Origin of the sequence: Dactylosporangium sp. NBC_01737 (assembly GCF_035963215.1) — a bacterium.
Lineage (GTDB): Bacteria > Actinomycetota > Actinomycetes > Mycobacteriales > Micromonosporaceae > Dactylosporangium.
Genome location: NZ_CP109153.1, coordinates 2,047,557 through 2,067,217, shown reverse-complemented (window position 1 = coordinate 2,067,217; position 19,661 = coordinate 2,047,557). Strand labels below are relative to the sequence as shown.

Sequence of the window (19,661 nt, the reverse complement as noted above, 5' to 3'; positions counted from 1 at the left end):
CATCGGCGAACTCAATCGTCCATGCCGGCCAGTCCCTTCGGGCTGTCAGGCTCGGTGGCGTGCTCCGGACCGCCGGGCAGCTGATCGGCCAGCGTGACGCTGCAGTGCTCCACCGCGAAGTCACCGAGGTCGTCGACGTCGAAGCCGGGGAACGGCTCCACTGCACGTACCTGTGGCTCGGTCATATTTCCAGTGAAACCCCCCGCAGGTGGGTACAACGCACGCATGACCAAACCAGTGACCGGTGTGCTCTTTGATGTCGACGGGACCCTCGTCGACAGTGTCTATCTGCATACGACGGCCTGGTGGCAGGCGTTTCGACAGTACGGGCACGACGTCGGGTCGGCCCGCATCCACCGGGCGATCGGCATGGGGTCGGACAAGATCCTGGATCATCTGCTGGGCTCCGGCGAAGGCGGCGGGCGCGACACCGGCGACGACGACGCGCTGCGGGCGGCCCACGACAGCCTGTATGCCACCAAATGGACGTCGCTGCGCCGGCTGCCGGGTGCGCAGAAGCTGCTGGAGACCTGCGCGGACCGGGGGCTGCGCAACGTGCTCGCCACGTCGGCGTCGAAGCCGGAGCTCGGCGCGCTGCTGCGCTGCCTGGACGCCGACGCGGTCATCGACACCGTGACCAGCGCCGACGACGCCGGGGAGAGCAAGCCGGCGCCGGACATCGTGGAGGTGGCGCTGCGCCGCTCGCGCCTGGACGCCGGGGAGGTCGTGTTCGTCGGCGACTCGGTCTGGGACGTCAAGGCCGCCGGTGCGCTGTCGATCCCGTGCATCGGGCTCACCAGCGGCGGGCTGTGCGCGGCGGAGCTGCTCGACCACGGCGCCGCGACCGTCTACGCCGACCCGCAGGATCTCCTCGACCATCTCGACGAGGCGCTGACCACGGCATTCCGGGTGGCGCTGACGAGCGCCTAGAGCTTCAGGGGCGCCGGGTAACCCCGCGGTGGCTCCGGCAGGTTCCACGGCTCGTGCACCGCCTTGCCCTCGATGCCGGCCAGCTCCGGCACGTAGCGGCGCACGTAGTCGCCCAGCGGGTCGAAGCGGTGCGCCTGCCGGATCGGGTTGAAGCGGCGGTACGGCTTGGTGTCGTTGCCCGTGCCCGCGACCCACTGCCAGTTGCCGTAGTTGTTGGCCACGTCGCCGTCGAGCAGCAGATCGAAGAAGTGGTCGCCGCCGGCCCGCCAGTCGACGCGCAGGTGCTTGGTCAGGTAGGACGCGGTGATCAGGCGGGCCCGGTTGTGCATCCAGCCCTCGGCGAGCAGCTGCCGCATGCCGGCGTCGACGATCGGGACGCCGGTGTGCCCCTCGCGCCACGCCTGCAGCGCGTCGGACCCGTCGTGCCAGGTGTCCTCCGCCGACGCCCGGTATGCCTTGCGCCGCAGGTCCGGGAACGCGAACAGGACCTGGTGGTAGAAGTCGCGCCAGCACAGCTGCCGCAGGAACGGCCCGGCACCGGGGCGGCCGCCGACGCGGGCCGCCACGTCACGCGGCGACAGGCAGCCGAAGTGCAGGAACGGGCTCAGCCGGGAGGTCCGGTCGGCGGCCATGGCGTCGTGGTCGCCCTCGTAGCCCTCCAGGTGCGGCAGCCACGCGGTGAGCCGTTGCCGGGCCGCGGTCTCCCCGCCGTCGCCACCGGCCGGGCGTCCGCCGAACCACGACTCCGGCAGGTCGTCGGGCAGTCGCAGAGAGCGGGGCGCCCCCTCGACGTCCCGCGGGCGCTGCGCCTGCCACGCCCGCCAGTAGGGCGTGAACACCTTGTAGTGCTCGCCGCCGCCGGCGGGCCGGACCGCGCCGGGCGGCACGACCGTGACACCGGGGAACGTCTTCAGGGCGATGCGCTCGCCGTCGCACGCCAGGCGCAGGCGGCGCTCCCGGTCGCGGGCGTAGCCGCTGACGTCGTCCGCGAGCCCGATCCCCTCGGCGCCGACCGCCTTCGCCACCCGGACCGCCTCGGTCACCGGGTCGCCACGCAGCTCGGCCAGGTCGGCGCCGCGCTTGCGCAGCGACGCCTTCAGGTCGGTGAGGCACTCGTCGAGGAACCGGCGCCGGTTGTCGCCGGCTGGCAGCGCCGGGTCGTGCACGAACAACGGCAGCACCCGCTCCGCGGCGCGCGACGCGGCGGACAGCGCGGGGTTGTCATGCACCCGCAGGTCGCGGGTGAACAGGACGACGGCGACCTTCATGCCGCGGTGCCGCGCAGGTCCAGCACGGCCGGCAGGTGCAGGTCGGCGGCGGGCTCGCGGGAGTGCGGCGCGGCGGCCGGCGGGATCGCGGACACCGCGTCGAACACGTCCGACGGCGTGCCCGGGATCGGCACCGGCGCGCCGGGGCGGGTCAGCAGGCAGCGCAGCGCGACGGCGATGCGGCGCAGCTTCGGCACCGTGGCGCGCCGGACGAAGACGTCGTGGTCCTGCGCCTCGACCTCGTCGAGGATGCCGCCGTAGAGCCGGAAGGCGGCCCGCATGCACGCCTGCGAGCTCGGCGCGAGCATCTGGATGCCGACCGCGGCGGCGATGTAATGCGCTCGGGCGCGCTGCACCTCGTACACCATGAGGCTCTTGATCTTCTGACTGCTGCGCCGCTCGCGGGCGGCCTGCTCCAGGTCCTCGCGGGTGACCCCGAACCGCCGCAGGTCTTCCGACGGCAGGTAGACCCGGCCCCGCTCCAGGTCCTCGGCCACGTCACGGATGAAGTTGGTGAGCTGGAACGCGAGGCCGAGCTGGCGGGCGGGCTCACGGGCGGCGGCCCGGTCGGAGGACTCGAGGATCGGCAGCATCATCGTGCCGATCACCGCGGCCGAGCCGTCCATGTAGTCGAGCAGGTCGTCGTAGGTCTCGTAGTCGGTGACGGTGAGGTCCATCGCCATGCTGTCGAGGAACTTGCGGAAGTCCTCCAGGTCGATGTCGAAGACCTGGATCGTGTGCAGGACCGCGGGCAGCAGCGGGTCGTCGGTCGGCGCGCCGGAGAGCCCCCGCACGAAGCTGGTGGACCACGCCTCGAGCTCGCTCGCGCGCTCCTGCGGGGTCAGCGCCTCGGTGCGGTCGACGATCTCGTCCGCGTAGCGGGTGAACCCGTAGAGCGCGTGCACGTGCCGGCGCTTCCAGGCGGGCAGCAACCTGGTCGCCAGGTAGTAGGTCCGGCCGTGGTGGCGGTGCAGCGCGCGACACCGCTCGTATGCGGCGGTCAGGGACGCTGACTCCATGCTGGCCTCCTGGTTCTTTTCAAATCGACGCACCAATCGACGCAACCTTGAGCCTACGCTACGCTTCGCTCATGCGGGTAGTGAAAGGACCGACCGATCGGGTGGTCGTCGTCGGAGCGGGGCTCGGCGGGCTGGCGGCCGCCATCCGGCTGGCCGCCGCCGGGCGTGAGGTCACCGTCCTGGAGCGGGAGGACTACCCGGGCGGCCGGGCCGGGAAACTGAGCCTCGACGGCTACGAGTTCGACACCGGGCCGACCGTGCTGACGATGCCGTCGCTGCTGGAGGACCTGGTCGGCACCGTCGGGGAGGATCTGGCCGACTGGCTGCCGATGACCCGGCTCGACCCGGCCTACCGGGCGCACTTCCCCGACGGCTCGACGCTCGACGTCATCGCCGACACGGCGCGGATGGCCGGCGAGGTCGCCCGGGTCTGCGGCGCCCGCGAGGCCGACGGCTACCTGCGCTTCGTCGACGACGCGCGGGAGCTGTGGCGACTGGAGCGCGACGACTTCATCGACCGCAACCTCGACCGCCCGCAGGACCTCGTCACGGCCAATCTGTGGCGGCTGCTCGTCCGCGGCGGCTTCGGCCGGCTCCAGTCGAAGGTCGACAGCTACTTCAGCGACCCGCGGACCCGGCGGATCTTCTCCTTCCAGGCGATGTACGCCGGCGTCGCCCCGCACCAGGCCCTGGCCCTCTACGCGGTGATCGCCTACCTCGACTCCGTCGCCGGCGTCTACTTCCCCAAGGGCGGCATCCACGCGGTCTCGCGCGCGCTCGCCGACGTCGCAACCAAGCACGGCGTGACCATCAACTACGGCACTGCCGTCGCGTCGGTTTCCGTCGTCGCCGGCCGCGCGACCGGCGTCGTGTGCGCCGACGGTCGCCGGTTCCCCGCCGACACCGTCGTGCTCAACCCGGACCTGCCGGTCGCCTACCGGGACCTGCTGCCTTCCGCGAGATGGCGCAACCCGTTGCTGGGCAAGCTGCGGTACTCGCCGTCGTGCGTGGTGCTGCACGTGGGGTCGCGGCAGTCGTACGGGGCGATCGCCCACCACAACATCCACTTCGGCCGGGCGTGGCGGGAGACCTTCGACGAGGTCATCAACCAGGGCAAGCTGATGAGCGACCCGTCCCTGCTGGTCACCAATCCCACGCGCACCGACCCGTTGCTCGCGCCGGACGGCCGGCAGACCTACTACGTGCTCGCGCCGACGCCCAACCTCACCGCCCCGCTGCTCGACTGGCGCGGCTCGCTCAGCGGCACCTACCGCAGCGAGCTCATCGACACCCTTGAGCAGCGCGGCTACGTCGGCTTCGGCGACGCCATCGAGGTCTCACGGTTCGTGACCCCCGCCGACTGGGCCGATCAGGGCATGGAGGCCGGCACCCCGTTCGCCGCGGCGCACACGTTGCGCCAGACCGGGCCCTTCCGGCCGGGCAACCTCCACCCCACACTGTCCAATGTGGTCTTCGTCGGGTCGGGGACCCAACCGGGAGTCGGCGTGCCGATGGTCCTGATCTCCGGTCGCCTGGCAGCCGAACGCATTACGGGAGTGGTGTCGTGAGTCCTCGTTCTCGGGAGTCGCACCTGGTGGAGCTGGTCGACACCGGTGGAGGTGCCGTCGGGGAGGCCACCGTCGACGAGGCGCACCGCGCTCCCGGCCGGCTGCACCGCGCCTTCTCTGTCGTGCTCGTCGACGACGACGGCCGGTTCCTGCTGCAGCAGCGCGCCGCCGTGAAGACCAGGTTCGCGCTGCGGTGGGCCAACGCGTGCTGCGGCCATCCCGCCCCGGGCGAGGCGGTCACGGACGCGGCGGCCCGCCGGCTGGCCGAAGAGCTCGGCGTCAGGACCGTGCCGTTGCGGGAGGTCGGGGTGTACGTCTACCAGGCCGCCGATCCCGATACCGGGCGGGTCGAGTTCGAGTACGACCACGTGCTGGTCGGCGCTCTGTCTGATTTTTCGGATATTTCCGCAGACCCGGCGGAGGTCGCCGCGGTCGAGTGGATCGCCGGCGACGACCTCACGACGCGGCTGTCGCAGTCTCCGGACCTGTACGCGCCGTGGCTGGCCGGGGTCGTGTCCGCCTGGCGGGGCTCCACGGCATGACGGCCGCGGCGGCGTATTCGGCGGGCGCGGTGGCCCGGCGGCTCGGCGTCGCTGTGACCACGCTGCGGACCTGGCACCAGCGGTACGGGATGGGCCCGTCGCTGCATGAGCCGGGGCACCACCGCCGGTACACCGAGCAGGACATCGAACGGCTCGAGGTGATGCAGCGCCTGATCGTCGAGGGTGTTGCACCCAACGAGGCGGCCCGGTGGGCGCTGCAGGACGTCCGTGACCCGTCGCCATCGCCGCTGTTCGGCAGCGCCGACCTGGTGGCGACCGCGCGTGGCCTGCACCGGGCCGCCGTGCGGCTGGACGCGCCCGCGGTCCGGCAGCGGGTCGCCGCCGCCGTGCACGACCTGGGCGTCGTCGTCGCCTGGGACGAGGTGCTGCGCCCGGTCCTCTCCGCCATCGGCGAACGGCACGCGATCACCGGCGCCCTCGTCGAGGTCGAGCACCTGCTGTCCGGGTGCGTCTCGGCCGTCTTCGGCGCCGTGCCCCGCCCCGAGCCGACCGTCCCGGCCCAGATCCTGCTCGCCTGCGCCGACGAGGAGCAGCACAGCCTTCCCCTCGAGGCGGTCGGCGCGGCGCTCGCGGCCGTGGGCGTCCCGACCCGCATGCTCGGCGCGCGGGTGCCACCGACGGCGCTGGCCACCGCCGTACGCCGGACCGGACCGGCGGCCGTGCTGGTCTGGTCGCAGCTGCCCACCACCGGGGATCCCGGCCAGCTCGAGCCCGTGCTCGCTGCGCCGCGTCGCCCGCTCGTCGTGGCCGCAGGCGGTCCCGGCTGGAACGCCGCCACGCTGCCCGCGGGAGTGTCGAGACCCGCCTCACTGACCGAGGCGCTGGCGATGCTCACCGCCGCAATCGCTTAGCCTGCCTGGTTTTCCGCGCGTTCCGGGCGTCCTTCCGCCCGTTCAGGCTTCGACGGTTGTCTTCCCGACAACACCACCCGGAAAGCATCACTTGCTATCTGCGTAAATTTCCCTTGTCGAGGTACTCCCGGGTTCGTGCCATGGCCTGAACGCAGGGGGCTGCCGGGTGCGTCTTGTCATTAGCGTGTGCCTTCCCACCGCACGCCCTATCCCCGGAGCCGACAATGACCCGCACCCGCCTCGCCCTAGGAGCACTGATCAGCGCCGCCGTCCTGGCCCTTGCCGGCTGCGGCGCCACCGACGTGCCCTCGGCGTCGTGGCACGGGTCCCCCGTCAGGTCCGGCTCGACCGACGCCGGCGAGGGCGGCGGCGCCCAGGCCCGCCCGATCAGCGACTCCACCGCGCAGGCCGTCACCGGCAAGCCCAGCGCCACCCCGTCCGCGTCGGCGCCCGCCTCGACCTCCGCGTCGCCGTCCACGTCGTCCGCTGTCGCCTCCGACGGCATCATGCGGCAGACGGGCGGCGCGCAGGTCGCCCTCACCTTCGACGACGGCCCCGGCGCCGACACCCCGCAGCTGCTCGCCATGCTGCGCCAGCACAACATCAAGGCCACCTTCTGCGTGGTCGGCGTCGCCGTCCAGGAGTTCCCGCAGTACGTGCAGGAGATCGTCAAGGACGGTCACACCCTGTGCAACCACACCTGGAAGCACGACGACAAGCTCGGCAAGAAGTCCGCCGACACCATCCGCGCCGACCTCCAGCGCACCAACGACGAGATCCACAAGGCCGTCCCCGACGCGCAGATCAAGTACTTCCGCCACCCCGGCGGCAACTTCACCCCCGCCGCCGTGCAGATCGCCGCCGAGCTGGGCATGAAGTCCCTGGGCTGGACCGTCGACCCCTCCGACTGGAACATCAAGAAGTGGCCCGGCAACCAGATGACCCAACACATCATCACCAACGTGAGGAACAACACGAAGCCCGGCGCCGTCATCCTGTCCCACGACGGCGGCGGCGACCGCAGCGCCACCCTCGCCGCCTACAAGACCCTCCTGCCCGAGCTCAAGCAGCAGTTCACCCTGATCGCGATGCCCGTCTGAGCCCTCCGCAACGCCACGATGGATACCCATTTGGTTTTGGCGGAGCGGGTCACGTATGCTCTGAAAGCCTCCGGCGGGGCCGGATGGGAGCAACACCGCACAAGTCGTAGAGTATGCGATGATTGCGGGGCCGCCCTCATCGTCTAGCGGCCCAGGACGCCGCCCTTTCAAGGCGGTAGCACGGGTTCGAATCCCGTTGGGGGTACTTGCCGGGCTTGCCCGGAGGAGCAGTAGGAGCAAGGTCCTGTGGAGCAGTTGGAGTGCTCGCCGCCCTGTCAAGGCGGAGGTCGCGGGTTCAAGTCCCGTCAGGACCGCAAGGCCCATCTTGGGCAGGTAGCTCAGTCGGTACGAGCGTCCGCCTGAAAAGCGGAAGGTCGGCGGTTCGACCCCGCCCCTGCCCACAAAGCTCTTCGCCGGGCTTTACAGACCCCGACCAGCGGAAACGCCGGTCGGGGTCTTTGTATGCGCCACCCGGCAATCGTGCAGCAAGAGCGGCGACGTCATCCGGCGTCGCTGACCTGAACTGACACGGCGCCGTCACGCCTTGCCGCGGCCTCGTTACGGGGCGAGGAAAAGTGTCGGACCCTGGTCGTAGCGTGCCGGCATGAACACCTTCGACTGGGACTTCGACAACCACCCGACCCGTGGCACCGACGTGCGGCGGCGGTTGATGCTGGACCATCGCAGCTATGACGTGACCGCGTTCGACGACGGCAGCGGCGTCGTCGGGCTGCGGCTGGTCGGGTGGGACTCCGGCTATGTCTTCACGGAGCTCGTCGCCGAGCTGCCGGTGGGCGACGCGACCGACGTCGGCCAGCTGCTCGCATCCGCGCTCGCCGGCTTCCGCGGTGGTGGCTCGCCGCCGGGTTCGCCGCCGCCAGGGTCGGCTCCTCCGGGTGGATGGCGGGCGTATGACCGGTGGTCGCGGCATCCTCGCCCGACCGCGCCGAAATCGGGCCAGCCGTGGGAGCCCGCGGATCTGGAGCTGCTGGTGCGGCGCTTCCGCGAGGGCGCCACCATCAAGACCCTGACCGTTGAGCTGGGACGCACGGGTGGCGCGATCCGCCAGCGGCTGCTGATCCTCGGCGAGGTCCGTCCGGCGCCGGTGGCTGACCCGCCTGCGGACGGGTTGGTTGAGGAGCCTGGCGGCGCGCCCGAGGCGGCGGAGAGGGTGCTGGCGGAGCTGCCGACGAGGGCTGACTGAGCGGCATGTTGAGTGGTTCGCCGCACCCTCCCGCGGTGAACCAGCCGAACGCCGCGTCCAGCGACAGGGTGCGAGGACCGCGCGTTCCCGGCGGTGGGGCAGAGCGTGCCTGTGGCTGGACGAGTGCGGCACCCGAGGAACGGAGGGTGAGACCTGGGAGGCGGCGGGGCAGTTGGCCGTAGGCGCGCAGCGTTCCTTCGGCGGCGCGGCGGAAGGCGCACGGCACCGGCTGGTCGCAGGCTGCGCAGCGGGAGCTGGTGGCCGACTCGACGTGGACGCCGACGGCACGGTTCGCGGTCGCGATCCGGTCCGCGGCCACTTGGGAGTAGTGCACCGTGCTCATGCGAGGAAGCTCCCCCACACGGCCTGGCCCGCGGTGATGGCACGGGCGTAGCGCACGTCCGGGCACGGCCACGCGGTGCGGCAGGCGAGGCAGAAGGCGCGGGTCACCTCGCGGGGCATGTGTGCCAGGAGGAGCTGCGTCGCGTGAGCCACGTCGCCGTCGGAGGCCAGTCCGAGCAACGGCACGCCCAGGGCGGCCCGCGCCCGAGCACCGTCATGGGCACCGTCATCGGCACCGGCACGGTCATGGGCACGGACACCGGCATGGGCATAGATGCTGGCGCGGGCATCGGTCCTGACATGGACACGGGCACCGTCGCTGGTGCTGACGTGGACACGCGCAACGCCGCTGGCGCTGGTGCTGGCACCGGCACCGGAATCGCCACAGGTGCCGACACCAGCAGGGGCACCAGCACCGGAATCGGCACCAGCAGGAGCAGAGGCACCGGAATCGGCACCGATACCGCTATGGGCACCGGCGCCCGCGCCCGCATCAGCAGCGGGATCGGTCACGGAACCGACGGCGGGGCTGGGCGCGGCCCAAGCGCCTGCGTCAGCACAACCATTCAGGGCGGCGCTGTGGCCGTCAGTGCTGCTGGTGGCAGAGGCGATGGCGTTGCTGGGAAGTGGTTGGGAATCGTGTGGCATCGGTGGCCCCCTCGAGGAATCGAGAAAAGGGGGCGGGCGCCCGGGGTCACCAAGGCCAGTTGGCTAGGCGAGCGCCCGCCCGTTCACCCGACCGCGCGGACCCCTCAGTCGACACACGGTCAGGGGTTCGGGCGCTGCGACGCTCGGTAACGACGTATGCACAACCATGCCGCACCCGATGCCATTCTGCAAGTGCGGAATTGCACTAAGCGGCACCGCGGCGGCGGAGCGTAGCGACCGCGGAGCCGGCGAGGGTCATCAGGCAGTCCGGGAGCTTGCCGTCGACCAGCGCGACGGTGAACAGGGCGGTGCCGCTGGGGATGTCCTCGTTCACGTAGGCGCTGACGAAGCGGGCGACCCAGCGCTTGTCGTAGTTGGCGTCGTCGATGTCGGGGAACTCGAGACGCCAGGGGCCGCGGGCGAGGTTCTCGCCGACCATCTCGCCGGCGAGGCGCCAGGCGACGTCGTAGGCGGCGCTCATCCCGCGGCGGTCGACGACCGCGTCGAAGGTGTGGACCACGCCTTCTCCGTCGCCCGCTAGGGCGGACTCCAGGACCATGGCGGCGTCCTGGTAGGTCTCGTCTCCGGGCTCATCCACGCCGACACCGTATGCGGCTCAGTCAAGCCGCGTGCGCGAAACCGGGGACTATGACACGGCCGGCGATCGGCGGAGTGCGCAGGTCAGCCGGGCGGTGCAGACGCGTTCACCGGATTCGTCGGTGATGGCGATCTCGTAGGAGGCGATCATCCCGCCGAGGCGCAGGGGTGTCGCCACGCCGGTGACGACGCCCGCGCGGGCCGCCTTGTGGTGCGTGGCGTTGACCTCGATGCCGACGGCGATGCCGTTGAAGAGGCGGGCCGCGTGCAGGGCCGCGCCGATCGAGCCGAGCGTCTCGGCGAGGACGACCGATGCGCCGCCGTGCAGCAGGCCGTACGGCTGCGTGTTGCCGGCCACGGGCATCGTGCCGACGACCCGCTCGGGGGCGGCTTCCAGCAGGTCAATGCCCATGCGCTCGGCAAGCGTGCCGTGCATCGACATGCCGTCGGGCAGGGTATCACTCTCGGTGACGCCAGTGTCCTCCATGCCGCTAGAGGTTACCGGGTGGTACGCCTGCGGCCAGCCACCTCCCCACTTAAGTCCTCGGCCAGACCGCGCTATGGTGCGCACGGCACCTTTGGGGAGGAGAAACACTCATGCGCGCACGGTCGGCCAAAGCCATCGTGGGAGCAATCACCGCGATTGGTCTGTTGCTCACCGCGTCCGGCTGCGGTTCCACCGCGCAGAGTAACGGCGACACTGAGACAAAGAGTGACATTCGCTTCTATGGCTCTGACGGCAACATGGCCAACTCGTTCGGTGAGGCGCTCAAGGATTCACCGGCGGTGCTCGCCGGGATGAAGGGCACCACCCCGCTGACCCCGCTCAGCGACGACTTCAAGCGCCGGGTCAGGTCCGTCGACTCCGGTCTCACGGACTTCAACTACGCGGGCGAGGCGTATGACGCCGTCGTGGTCGCCGCGCTGGCCGCGGAGGCCGGCAAGTCGGTCGAGTCCGCGTCGATCGCCAAGCAGATGATCGGCGTGACGACCGGCGAGAATGTCTGCGACACGATCTCCACGTGCCTGGCGGCCGCCAAGTCGGGCAAGGATTTCAAGTACCGCGGGATCTCGCTGCGCCGCAGTGGCTTCACCGATGCGGGCGAGCCGTCCTCGGCAATGTATGGCGTGCTCAACTTCGGTCGCAACAACACCATCGACGAGGCGAAGACCGAGTTCGTCGGTGCGGGTGACGAGAAGACCGAGAACAAGGCCGCTGCCCCGCCCGCCAGCGGCGGCAACAAGGGTGGCGCGAAGGGGCCGGCGCTGAAGTTCGGCCTGCTGCTGCCGAAGACCGGCGCGCTGGCGTTCCAGGGCCCGCCGATGTTCGCCGCGGCCAAGCTCGCCATCAAGGAGATCAACGAGGCCGGCGGCGTGCTCGGCCAGCAGGTGCTGGTCGAGGAGGGTGACGACGGCACCAACCCCGACACCGCCAAGGCGACCGTCGAGCGGCTGATCTCCGCGAACGTCCAGGTGATCATCGGCGCCGGCGCCTCCGGGGTGAGCAAGGCCGTCATCCCGCGGGTCGCGCAGGCCGGCAAGGTGATGATCTCGCCGTCGGCGACGTCGGACGAGCTGACGAAGTTCGACGACAAGGGGTTGTTCTTCCGCACGTCGCCGCCCGACGTCCTGCAGGCCAAGGCCATCGCCGACATCATCATGCGGGACGGGCACACCAAGGTCGCGATCATCGCCCGGGACGACACGTACGGCAGCGGGCTGTCCGAGGGGGTCCGCAGCGACCTCACCGCGGCCGGCATCAAGCCCGGCAACATGCAGGTCCTCAAGTACGAGGCGAAGGACAACTACGATCCGAAGGCCGACGCGGCGAAGCTGTTTGCGCCGATCGCGGGTCAGGTCAAGGCCTTCGAGGCGACCGCGATCCTGCTGGTGGGCTTCGACGAGTCGGCGCTGGTGATTAAAGCTCTGGTCACCGCGGGCATAAAGGCACCAACGGCTTAGCAAACCGCGAAACGCGAACGCCAACCCGAATGACGTGAGAGGACCCGCACCATGAGCGAGAACGAGACCGTCGAGACGCGCGGCGACCAGCGCATCGAGCTCCTCGTCGGCGACACGAACAACGACGGCAAGGCCGACCTCTGGGCGATCGACACGGACGGGGACGGCAAGGCCGACGTGTTCCAGTTCGACACGAATGGCGACGGCAAGGTCGACATCACGATGAGTGACATCGACGAGGACGGCACGCCGGAGCAGGTCGTGGACGGCGACGGCGGCCTCCCGCCGGCAACGGTCTGAGCGACGCGGCAACGCTGGACAACCAGGTGCGCGGCTGAGAGGGAAGCCCTCTCAGCCGCGCTTCTGTGCTACGTAGTCCCGCCACTGCTGCTCCAGCGCGCTGACGCCGATACCCAGGACCTCGCGGGCCGCTGACTCGACCTCGGCGACGTTCTGGAACGCCTCGTAGAACGCGATCAGCTTGTCCTGCCCGAACTTCTCCGCGATCATCCGGTTCGCCAGCCAGCTGGCGATGTAGTTGCGCGGCTCGGAGTAGAACTGCTCGTCGGTCGGCAGGGTCGAGATGACCAGGTCGCCCAGCGCCTGGCGGATGCCCGCTGCGGGCACGTTGTCCTTCTTGTAAGCGACGTACTCCGCGAACCCCTCCACCACCCACCGTGGCGTCCGTGCGGTCGTCACAGGGCCCATGGCGGCGTGCGCGAACTCATGCGTGAGGTCGTGCGCGAGCTCCTCGGTCTGTGCCGTCAGCTGCGTCGGGTTGAACACGACCCGGGTCGAGCTGTACGCCGGTGAGCTCGCCCAGTCGCCGACATGGTTGTAGTACGGCACCGCGATCGCCGCCACCTGCGCGATCCGCTCCTGCGACTCGGCGAAGTACGTGTCGAAGATCCGCTTGTCCTGCACGGCCGTGAACAGCACCTTGCCGTCCCAGCCGGTCGGGCGGACCTCGACGACCTGCTTGAGGCTGGTCTCGGCCATCTGCAGCAGGCTGCGGCCCCGCTGGGCGTCGTCGGCGGAGACCACGGCGATGATGCGGTCGTTGCGCAGCACCGCGACCGGCCCGGTCGAGTCCCACGGCTGCCCGTTGGCGCCGAGCGGCATGTCCTTACCCGCCGCGTCGCCGACGATGAGCCACTTGCCCTTGGTGAGGGCCACGACGGGCATCCACGGGATCGCGACGGTCTTGCTGTCCACGCCCTCGATCCGGTGCCGAATCGTTACCGCTTCGACGTGCACGGCGGCGTGGTACCGGTCGAACAGCTGCGTCGGCAGGAACTTCGCCAACTGCCGTGCGGGCAACCGGGTCCGGTCGAAGCTGATGTCCGAGAACGGCATCTTGGCCAGGTTGTCGAACAGCTGCTTCTGCCGCTTCGCGAACGCCGCGTCGCTCTGGTCGACGTCGGCCATCCAGGCGTTGAGGTCCTTCTTCTTGACCGCCTGGGTGTGCCGCTCCAGCAGCTCCTCGATCGCCTTGATGCCGACCCCGGGGCGCATGTCGACCCAGGTGGAGGAGACCAGGTCGGTCTCGCCGCCGCTCCCGCCGCCGCGCAGCGCCCAGGTGGCCGCAGCGGCCCCGCCGAGGGCGAGGACCATGCTGACCACCAGCAGGGTGGTGAGGACCGGCCAGAGGAAGCTGCGACGCGGTTGCGGCGGCAGTTGCGGCGGCCAACCGTAGGCATAGCCGGGATGCGTCGGCGGCAGCGGATGGTGTACGGACGGCGCCCCGAACTGCGCCGGATACCCCTGTGGCACCCCGCCGCCCGGCGGCGCGGGCACGAACTGCTGTGGCCCCGCGAACTGCTGTGGCGGCCCGAACTGCTGCGGTGGCACGTACTGCTGGGGCATCCGTTGCTGCGGCACGAACTGCGGCGGATACCCCTGCGGCGGCATCACCGGGGGCGGCTGTTGGGGCGGTGCGCTCTGATTCGTCGTGAACTGCGGCGTCGGCCCGGCCTGCATCACTGCGGGCGGCGCAGCGTCCGCCGCGGTCGCGCCCGGAAGCATCCCTCCCGGCAGCGTCGCGTCCGCCGGAACCGCCACCTCGGACACCGTCGCACCCGCTGGCGTCACCTGGGCCGGCAGCGCCGCGGCGGGCGGGGCGGCCGGGCCGGGCCGGGACTCGGTGGCCGGTGGGCCCGGCTGGGCCGGGATGGCGGGCGCCGGGTCCGGCACCACCGTGGCGTCCGGCGTTGCGGTGACGCCGACAGGTGCGGCGTCAGTCGAAGGGGCGGCGGAGGGCGCCGCGGCGGCCGGTTCGGGGTTGGTCACATTGCCTGCCGACGTCGAGGAGCGGAATCACATCCTGCGCCAGGCCGGCGCTCCTTGTCGACCCCGCCCCGGGCGCGCCGAGGCCGCTAGCCGAGCGTGGTGAGCTCGGCCGTCAGCACGTTGGACAGCAGGGCACCGTCCATGCGGACCTGCCGCAGGTACCAACGCTGCAGTGGGGTCCTGTTCTGGCTGAACTGCCAACCGCCGCGGGGGCTGTCGATCTGGCCCAGCTTGCCGATGGCGGCGTTGAGCGAGAACGAGTCCAGGTTGGGCCGGCTCGCGTCGCCGATCGCCTTGTCGAGCACGGCGGCGGCATCGTAGGAGGCCATGGCGTAGGTGGACGGGATCGTGCCGTACGCCTTCTGGTAGTCGGCGATGAACCGGCGGTTGGCCGCGTTGTCCAGGTCGGGCGAGTAGTTCATCGCGGTGTAGATGCCCTTCGCGTCCTCGCCCTGCTGCTTGAGGACGTAGCCCTCGGTGAGGCTGCCGGGTGCGATGAGCTTGAACCCGGCCGGGAACCTCGCCGCCTTGTACTGCTTGACGAAGTCGACGGCGGACGCGCCGGCGTAGAAGGCGAACATCGCGGTCGCGCCGGAGTTCTTGACCTGCGACAGGATCTGGCTGAAGTCCTTCGACTGGAACGGCGTGAAGCGGATGCCGGTGCCGTTGATGTTGCCGTTGGCCGACTTGAAGCTGTCGAGGAACGCGTTGACCTCGTCGTCCTCGCCGGGATAGTCGGCGGCCACGATCGCCAGCGAGCCACCGGCGTTGTCGGCGGCCCACTTGGCCAGTGCCTGGCCGGGCTCGCTGGCCACGAACGAGGTGCGCCACATGTACTTGGCGCCCTGCAGGCTGGTCGGGGACGCGTTGGACCCGACGAGCGGGACGGCCGAACTCTCGATCGTGTCCTTCATGGCCAGCATCGTCGCGGCGGCCGCGACGCCGGTCAGGGCGAGGACACGGTCCTCCTTGATCAACTTCTCGGCGGCGGCCTTGCCGATCTCGGGCGTCTCACCCTCGTCGACCTTGAGCAGCTGGACCTCACGGTTGCCGAGCTTGTTCTCGTGCAGCTTGAGATACAGCTGGAAGCCGTTGTCCATCTCGTTGCCGAGATCCTTGCGGCTCCCGGTCAGCGGGACGATCATGCCAATCTTGACCGGCGGGCCGGTCGGCAGCGCGGTGCTGGACGAACTGTCGTCGGAGCTGCTGCATGCGGAGAGTAACGGCGCGGCCGCTCCTGCCACGCCCGCGGCCGCGAAGAGTCGGAGCGCCTGGCGGCGGTTCAGGTGGGACACGTGCGTTTCCTCCCCAGCACCCTGCGGCGACGAGAAAACCTCGACGCCCACGCTGCGTTCTACCGCCATCGCGGCGGACAGTCAATCGTCAGCCTCGGCCTCACCCCTGGTCACCGTGCCGAACGCGGCAAGGACGGCGGGCCAGGCGGCCGACAACGGATCGATCACAGCGAAGTGTTCCACACCGGCCAACTCGACCAGCGTGGTGTCGTCCCCGGCCCGGCGGGCGGTGTGGCAGAAGCCCCTGGACAGCTCGACGGGCACGATCGGATCGTCGCTGCCGTGCACGATGACGGTACGGACGTTCGACGGAAGGTTGCGCATCGGATCCGCGGCCGTGTACGCCTCCGGCACCCGATCCGGCGGGCCGCCGAGCAGGTCGGTGACGGCACCCTCGTCGAGGTCGAGCTCGTGCGCGCGGGCCAGGTCGGCGACCGGCGCCAAAGCGACGACCCCGCCGACCGCGTCGGGGGCGACGGCTGCGTACCACAGTGCGAGGTGCCCGCCGGCGGAGTGCCCCGCGAGGATCGGCCGGTCGACCGCGACGGGCCGCAGCCCCCGGTGCGCGATCTCCTTGGCGAGCAGGTCGGGCACGGCGACGGCGGCGGACGCCACGTCGGAGAACGTGCCGGGCCAGCCGCCGCCGGGCTGTCCCGTGCGGCGGAACTCGATCGTTGCGACGGCATATCCCCGGTCGGCGAGGTCCGCGGCCAGCGGGCCGGCGTGTGTCCGGTCCCACTCGCTGCGCCAGAACCCGCCGTGGATGAAGAGCACGAGCGGCGCACCCGCCACAGCCGGAAGCCGGACGTCGGCCAGCTGGTCGGGGTGCTCGCCGTACCGCAGGGTGAAGTCGGCGGGTCGGGCGGGCCGGCTGAGCACCTCGCGGGGATCACTCGTCACGGGGCGACGTTAGCGCGTCACGAAGCGTGGCAACAGGGCCCCTTGGTGGTCGTCCCGACGACGGGTAGGCAAGACTAGGAACCATGGCAGAAGAGGCGCAGGACGAGTCGCGCACCGTGCTGGTGGTCGGGCCCGACGGACGTCCGCTCGGCACCATGTCCACCGACGAGGAGAGTGCGGAAGACCCGAGCAAGCTGATCGAGCAACCCGCCAAGGTCATGCGCATCGGCAGCATGATCAAGCAGCTCCTTGAAGAGGTCCGAGCCGCCCCGCTTGACGAGGCGGGCCGCAGCCGGCTCAAGGAGATCCACCGCCGCTCGATCCTGGAGCTGGAGGACGGGCTCGCCCCCGAGCTGCGCGACGAGCTGGAGCGACTGTCGCTGCCGTTCGAGGACGGCTCGACCCCGAGCGAGGCGGAGCTGCGCATCGCCCAGGCGCAGCTGGTCGGCTGGCTGGAGGGCCTGTTCCACGGCATCCAGGCCGCCCTCGTCGCTCAGCAGATGGCGGCGCGGGTCCAGCTCGAGCAGATGCGTGGCCGCCCGGCGCTCACCGGCGGACCTGGCGGCGTCCCGGGCCAGCCGGGCCAGCCGACCCCCACGGGCACCGGCCAGTATCTGTAGGACCACCGGCACGGTTTGACCTTGGAATCACGCTGCCGCTCCGGCACCGGACCTCCAAGGTCAAACCGAAGACGCCGCCCTGGTTCGGTCGAGCCGGGGACACCGCGGCGGGCCGCGGAGCAGGAGAGCGCGGCCGGGGCGCCGAGTGGAGAGATCGCGGCGGGGCCGAGCGGAGAGATCACAGCGGAGCACCGAGCAGGACAGACTGTGGTCGGGCGCGCCGGAGGAGAGAGATCGCGCCCCGCAACGTCGCGGTGGAGAGGCGCCTCGGAGAGACCGCAGCGGGCGCCGAGCCGGACAGGCCCTGGCCGGGCGCGCCGGACGGGGGATATCGCGCCCCGCAATGTCGCGGCGGAGGGGCGCCTCGGAGAGACCGCAGCGGGCGCCGAGCCGGACAGGCCCTGGCCGGGCGCGCCGGACGGGGGATATCGCGCCCCGCAATGTCGCGGCGGAGGGGCGCCTCGGAGAGACCACAGCGGGACGCCGAGCTGGCGCGTCAAGCTGGCGAGGTCGCACCCGCACGGCCGAGTCGGAGGGGTCGGACCGGAAACGGCGGGCACGACGCCGAGGGTGGCAGAAGCCGGACCCGAACCGTGGAGCCGGGGCGTCGAGCCGCGGACGCCGGGCCGGGCACGTCAAGACGCGGACCCCGAGCCACGGGACCCCGAGCCGCGGACATCGAGCCACGGGCATCGAGCCGGGGACGCCAGGCCAAGCCGGGGACGCCGAGCCCGGGCCAGAGACGTCGAGCCGGGGACGCCGAGCCCGGGCCAGAGACGTCGAGCCGGGGACGCCGAGCCCGGGCCAGAGATGTCGAGCCGGGTCGGAGACGCTGAGCCAAAGACGTCGGGCCGATAGGCGAGCCGGGACGTCGTCAGTAGCGGTAGAGCGTCTCCAGGTAGGCGGCCACGCCGTCGTCCTCGTTGGTTGCGGTGGTCACGTCGTGGGCGGCGGCGAGGACGGCTGGATGGCCGTTGGCCATGGCGACGCCGCGGCCGGCCCAGGTGAGCATGGCCAGGTCGTTGGGCATGTCGCCGAAGGCGATCACCTCGGTGGCGGTGACCGCGTGTTCGCGGGCGACCCTGGCCAGTGCCGTCGCCTTCGTGACGCCGACGGCGGAGACCTCGACCATGCCGCTGGAGGAGGAGTTCGTGGCCTCGGCCAGGCCGTCGAGGCACTCGCCGACCAGGGCGGTGAACTCGTCGGCCTGCTGGATGCCGGCGCGGACGAGCAGCTTCGCGGCGGGTCTGGTCAGCAGCTCGGCGTAGGAGACCGGGCCGACCGACTCGTGGTTGACCTCCCACGGGCCGACGGGGAACTCGACCTCGTGCCGCATCTGGCGGCCGCCGTCGCGTTCGACGGCGAAGACGACGCCGGGGACCTTCGCGCGCAGGCGTTCGCAGACCTCGGCGAGGGCGTCGGGCTCGATCGGGCTGCTGTGGACGATCGTGTCGGTGCCGGCGTCGTAGGTCGCCGCGCCGTTGGCGCAGATGGCGATCGGGGAGAAGGTGAGCTGGTCGTACACCGGGTGCACCCAGCGGATCGGCCGGCCGGTGACCAGCACGATCACGACCCCGGCGGCGTGGAGGCGGCGCAGCACCTCGGCGGTGCGGGGACTGACCGTGCGGTCCCGGCCGACGAGGGTGCCGTCGAGGTCCGTCGCCACCAGCCGAGGGGTCTGCGTCACAGCTTCAACATAGCTTCGAGGTAGGTCGCGACCCCGTCCTCGTCGTTGGTGAGAGTCGTCTCGTCGGCGAGGGCCTTCAGCGCCGGGTGCGCGTTGGCGACGGCCACGCGGCCGAACCCGGCCCACCGGAACATGGGCACGTCGTTGGGCATGTCGCCGAACACGAGGACGTCACCGGGGTCGATGCCGAGGGCGGTCGCGACGAACCGCAGGCCGGTGGCCTTGTCCACACCGGGCGGGCAGATCTCGATGTAGCCGAGGCCGGCCTGGGTGATCGTGGCCATGCTCGGCGGGATGACGCGTTCGGCGACGGCCAGCACCTCGTCGACGTCACAGGTGGGGTGCCTGGCGAAGCCTTTGAGGACGGGGCCGTTGAGGCACTCGGCGCGGACCCGGGCCTCCACGACGTCGGGGTACCGCCAGTGCGGGTCGGCGTCGCCCCACAGCGGCGCCTCGTGGTGGTCGCCGGCCTCGATCAGGACGGACAGGGTGCCGAGCTCGTGCTCGAGGCGGGTGAGGACCTCGGCGAGGGCGTCGCCGTCGAGCCGCTCGTCGCGCAGGACGATCGGGTGGTCGGTGTCGCGCAGGTCCAGGACCCGGCTGCCGCCGCCCATGACCAGGAAGTCGGCGGCGGGGATGTCGAACCGGATGAGCTCGGTCAGTCTGGGACCGCGACCAGTGGCGCCCACGATGTGGATGCCGGCCGCCTTGACACGCTCCAGGACCGCTCGGGTGTAGTCGCTCACGGTGTCGTCGCTGTGGACGAGAGTCCCGTCGAGGTCGGTCGCGATGAGTTTGGGCAAACTGCGCATTCGGTG

Annotated in this window: 19 protein-coding genes, 3 tRNA genes and 1 pseudogene; 12 read left to right on the top strand and 11 right to left on the bottom strand. The window is 71.0% G+C overall.

What is annotated here, in order from left to right; genetic code table 11:
- Nucleotides 1-11 precede the first annotated feature (11 nt).
- Nucleotides 12-185 (bottom strand): hypothetical protein, encoded by a 174-nt coding sequence (locus OHA72_RS09010; RefSeq protein ID WP_327007373.1) that lies wholly within the window; start codon nucleotides 183-185, stop codon nucleotides 12-14.
- 40 nt (nucleotides 186-225) lie between these two features.
- Between OHA72_RS09010 and OHA72_RS09005 the strand changes: the two genes are divergently transcribed.
- Complete coding sequence (locus tag OHA72_RS09005) at nucleotides 226-930, top strand: HAD family hydrolase (RefSeq protein WP_327007372.1); 705 nt, start codon at nucleotides 226-228, stop codon at nucleotides 928-930.
- Here the strand turns inward: OHA72_RS09005 and OHA72_RS09000 are convergent.
- Both OHA72_RS09000 and OHA72_RS08995 read right to left on the bottom strand, forming a co-directional pair.
- Nucleotides 927-2,198 carry a cryptochrome/photolyase family protein gene (locus tag OHA72_RS09000; RefSeq protein WP_327007371.1) on the bottom strand — a complete coding sequence of 424 codons (1,272 nt, stop codon included), beginning with the start codon at nucleotides 2,196-2,198 and terminating at the stop codon, nucleotides 927-929. The two genes, OHA72_RS09005 and OHA72_RS09000, sit on opposite strands and share 4 nt — an antisense overlap.
- 119 nt (nucleotides 2,199-2,317) lie before the next feature.
- Nucleotides 2,318-3,217, bottom strand: a pseudogene (locus tag OHA72_RS08995) (phytoene/squalene synthase family protein); the annotation flags it as partial.
- Between the two features lie 71 nt (nucleotides 3,218-3,288).
- Between OHA72_RS08995 and crtI the strand changes: the two are divergent.
- The 8 genes from crtI (at nucleotide 3,289) to OHA72_RS08955 (ending at nucleotide 8,503) form a co-directional block, all read left to right on the top strand.
- Nucleotides 3,289-4,785: a phytoene desaturase family protein gene (gene crtI, locus OHA72_RS08990; RefSeq protein ID WP_327007370.1), complete on the top strand. Its 1,497-nt coding sequence runs from the start codon at nucleotides 3,289-3,291 to the stop codon at nucleotides 4,783-4,785.
- The gene (gene idi, locus OHA72_RS08985) at nucleotides 4,782-5,327 is read left to right on the top strand and encodes an isopentenyl-diphosphate Delta-isomerase (RefSeq protein WP_327007369.1); all 546 of its coding nucleotides are present in this window, start codon (nucleotides 4,782-4,784) and stop codon (nucleotides 5,325-5,327) included. Before crtI ends, idi begins: the two co-directional genes overlap by 4 nt.
- On the top strand, nucleotides 5,324-6,199 hold the full coding sequence (locus OHA72_RS08980) for a MerR family transcriptional regulator (protein WP_327007368.1): 876 nt from the start codon (nucleotides 5,324-5,326) through the stop codon (nucleotides 6,197-6,199). The genes idi and OHA72_RS08980 overlap by 4 nt, the downstream gene beginning before the upstream one ends.
- A 224-nt stretch (nucleotides 6,200-6,423) precedes the next feature.
- Nucleotides 6,424-7,299, top strand: a complete 876-nt coding sequence (locus tag OHA72_RS08975; protein WP_327007367.1) for a polysaccharide deacetylase family protein — start codon at nucleotides 6,424-6,426, stop codon at nucleotides 7,297-7,299.
- 132 nt (nucleotides 7,300-7,431) lie between these two features.
- Nucleotides 7,432-7,504: transfer RNA gene (locus OHA72_RS08970), tRNA-Glu, on the top strand.
- Between the two features lie 35 nt (nucleotides 7,505-7,539).
- Nucleotides 7,540-7,613, top strand: a tRNA-Asp gene (locus OHA72_RS08965).
- A 13-nt stretch (nucleotides 7,614-7,626) separates the two neighbouring features.
- A tRNA-Phe gene (locus OHA72_RS08960) sits at nucleotides 7,627-7,700 on the top strand.
- Nucleotides 7,701-7,903: 203 nt separating this feature from the next.
- Nucleotides 7,904-8,503, top strand: coding sequence for a hypothetical protein (locus OHA72_RS08955; RefSeq protein ID WP_327007366.1), 600 nt, complete (start codon nucleotides 7,904-7,906; stop codon nucleotides 8,501-8,503).
- Nucleotides 8,504-8,842: 339 nt separating this feature from the next.
- Here the strand turns inward: OHA72_RS08955 and OHA72_RS08950 are convergent, their stop codons facing one another.
- From OHA72_RS08950 to OHA72_RS08940, 3 genes are all read right to left on the bottom strand, one after another.
- Nucleotides 8,843-9,358 carry a hypothetical protein gene (locus OHA72_RS08950; RefSeq protein ID WP_327007365.1) on the bottom strand — a complete coding sequence of 172 codons (516 nt, stop codon included), beginning with the start codon at nucleotides 9,356-9,358 and terminating at the stop codon, nucleotides 8,843-8,845.
- 340 nt (nucleotides 9,359-9,698) lie between these two features.
- On the bottom strand, nucleotides 9,699-10,091 hold the full coding sequence (locus OHA72_RS08945; RefSeq protein WP_239136110.1) for a hypothetical protein: 393 nt from the start codon (nucleotides 10,089-10,091) through the stop codon (nucleotides 9,699-9,701).
- A gap of 48 nt (nucleotides 10,092-10,139) precedes the next feature.
- Complete coding sequence (locus OHA72_RS08940; protein WP_327007364.1) at nucleotides 10,140-10,577, bottom strand: hotdog fold thioesterase; 438 nt, start codon at nucleotides 10,575-10,577, stop codon at nucleotides 10,140-10,142.
- Nucleotides 10,578-10,687: 110 nt separating this feature from the next.
- Between OHA72_RS08940 and OHA72_RS08935 the strand changes: the two genes are divergently transcribed.
- Nucleotides 10,688-12,052, top strand: a complete 1,365-nt coding sequence (locus OHA72_RS08935) for an ABC transporter substrate-binding protein (RefSeq protein WP_327007363.1) — start codon at nucleotides 10,688-10,690, stop codon at nucleotides 12,050-12,052.
- 51 nt (nucleotides 12,053-12,103) lie between these two features.
- A complete protein-coding gene (locus OHA72_RS08930; RefSeq protein WP_327007362.1) occupies nucleotides 12,104-12,352 on the top strand; it encodes a hypothetical protein in 249 nt (82 codons plus the stop codon).
- Nucleotides 12,353-12,403: 51 nt separating this feature from the next.
- Here OHA72_RS08930 and OHA72_RS08925 read toward each other — a convergent pair whose 3' ends face one another.
- The 3 genes from OHA72_RS08925 to OHA72_RS08915 form a co-directional block, all read right to left on the bottom strand.
- Nucleotides 12,404-14,341, bottom strand: a complete 1,938-nt coding sequence (locus OHA72_RS08925) for a peptidase MA family metallohydrolase (protein WP_327007361.1) — start codon at nucleotides 14,339-14,341, stop codon at nucleotides 12,404-12,406.
- An 86-nt stretch (nucleotides 14,342-14,427) separates the two neighbouring features.
- The gene (locus tag OHA72_RS08920; protein WP_327007360.1) at nucleotides 14,428-15,636 is read right to left on the bottom strand and encodes an ABC transporter substrate-binding protein; all 1,209 of its coding nucleotides are present in this window, start codon (nucleotides 15,634-15,636) and stop codon (nucleotides 14,428-14,430) included.
- A gap of 81 nt (nucleotides 15,637-15,717) precedes the next feature.
- Nucleotides 15,718-16,536: an alpha/beta hydrolase family protein gene (locus OHA72_RS08915; RefSeq protein WP_327007359.1), complete on the bottom strand. Its 819-nt coding sequence runs from the start codon at nucleotides 16,534-16,536 to the stop codon at nucleotides 15,718-15,720.
- An 83-nt stretch (nucleotides 16,537-16,619) separates the two neighbouring features.
- Between OHA72_RS08915 and OHA72_RS08910 the strand changes: the two genes are divergently transcribed.
- Entirely contained in the window at nucleotides 16,620-17,156 is a 537-nt protein-coding gene (locus OHA72_RS08910) for a bacterial proteasome activator family protein (protein WP_327007358.1), read from the top strand.
- 874 nt (nucleotides 17,157-18,030) lie between these two features.
- Here OHA72_RS08910 and OHA72_RS08905 read toward each other — a convergent pair.
- A complete protein-coding gene (locus tag OHA72_RS08905; protein ID WP_327007357.1) occupies nucleotides 18,031-18,843 on the bottom strand; it encodes an HAD family hydrolase in 813 nt (270 codons plus the stop codon).
- Nucleotides 18,840-19,655, bottom strand: coding sequence for an HAD family hydrolase (locus tag OHA72_RS08900; protein WP_327007356.1), 816 nt, complete (start codon nucleotides 19,653-19,655; stop codon nucleotides 18,840-18,842). The genes OHA72_RS08905 and OHA72_RS08900 overlap by 4 nt, the downstream gene beginning before the upstream one ends.
- Between the last annotated feature and the right edge of the window lie 6 nt (nucleotides 19,656-19,661).

What these genes read in the sequence shown, in the direction of transcription:
- OHA72_RS09010 (WP_327007373.1), bottom strand. Translation starts at nt 185, where the DNA reads ATGACCGAGCCACAGGTACGTGCAGTGGAGCCGTTCCCCGGCTTCGAC.
- OHA72_RS09005 (WP_327007372.1), top strand. Translation starts at nt 226, where the DNA reads ATGACCAAACCAGTGACCGGTGTGCTCTTTGATGTCGACGGGACCCTC.
- OHA72_RS09000 (WP_327007371.1), bottom strand. Translation starts at nt 2,198, where the DNA reads ATGAAGGTCGCCGTCGTCCTGTTCACCCGCGACCTGCGGGTGCATGAC.
- crtI (WP_327007370.1), top strand. Translation starts at nt 3,289, where the DNA reads ATGCGGGTAGTGAAAGGACCGACCGATCGGGTGGTCGTCGTCGGAGCG.
- OHA72_RS08980 (WP_327007368.1), top strand. Translation starts at nt 5,324, where the DNA reads ATGACGGCCGCGGCGGCGTATTCGGCGGGCGCGGTGGCCCGGCGGCTC.
- OHA72_RS08975 (WP_327007367.1), top strand. Translation starts at nt 6,424, where the DNA reads ATGACCCGCACCCGCCTCGCCCTAGGAGCACTGATCAGCGCCGCCGTC.
- OHA72_RS08955 (WP_327007366.1), top strand. Translation starts at nt 7,904, where the DNA reads ATGAACACCTTCGACTGGGACTTCGACAACCACCCGACCCGTGGCACC.
- OHA72_RS08940 (WP_327007364.1), bottom strand. Translation starts at nt 10,577, where the DNA reads ATGGAGGACACTGGCGTCACCGAGAGTGATACCCTGCCCGACGGCATG.
- OHA72_RS08935 (WP_327007363.1), top strand. Translation starts at nt 10,688, where the DNA reads ATGCGCGCACGGTCGGCCAAAGCCATCGTGGGAGCAATCACCGCGATT.
- OHA72_RS08930 (WP_327007362.1), top strand. Translation starts at nt 12,104, where the DNA reads ATGAGCGAGAACGAGACCGTCGAGACGCGCGGCGACCAGCGCATCGAG.
- OHA72_RS08910 (WP_327007358.1), top strand. Translation starts at nt 16,620, where the DNA reads ATGGCAGAAGAGGCGCAGGACGAGTCGCGCACCGTGCTGGTGGTCGGG.
- OHA72_RS08900 (WP_327007356.1), bottom strand. Translation starts at nt 19,655, where the DNA reads ATGCGCAGTTTGCCCAAACTCATCGCGACCGACCTCGACGGGACTCTC.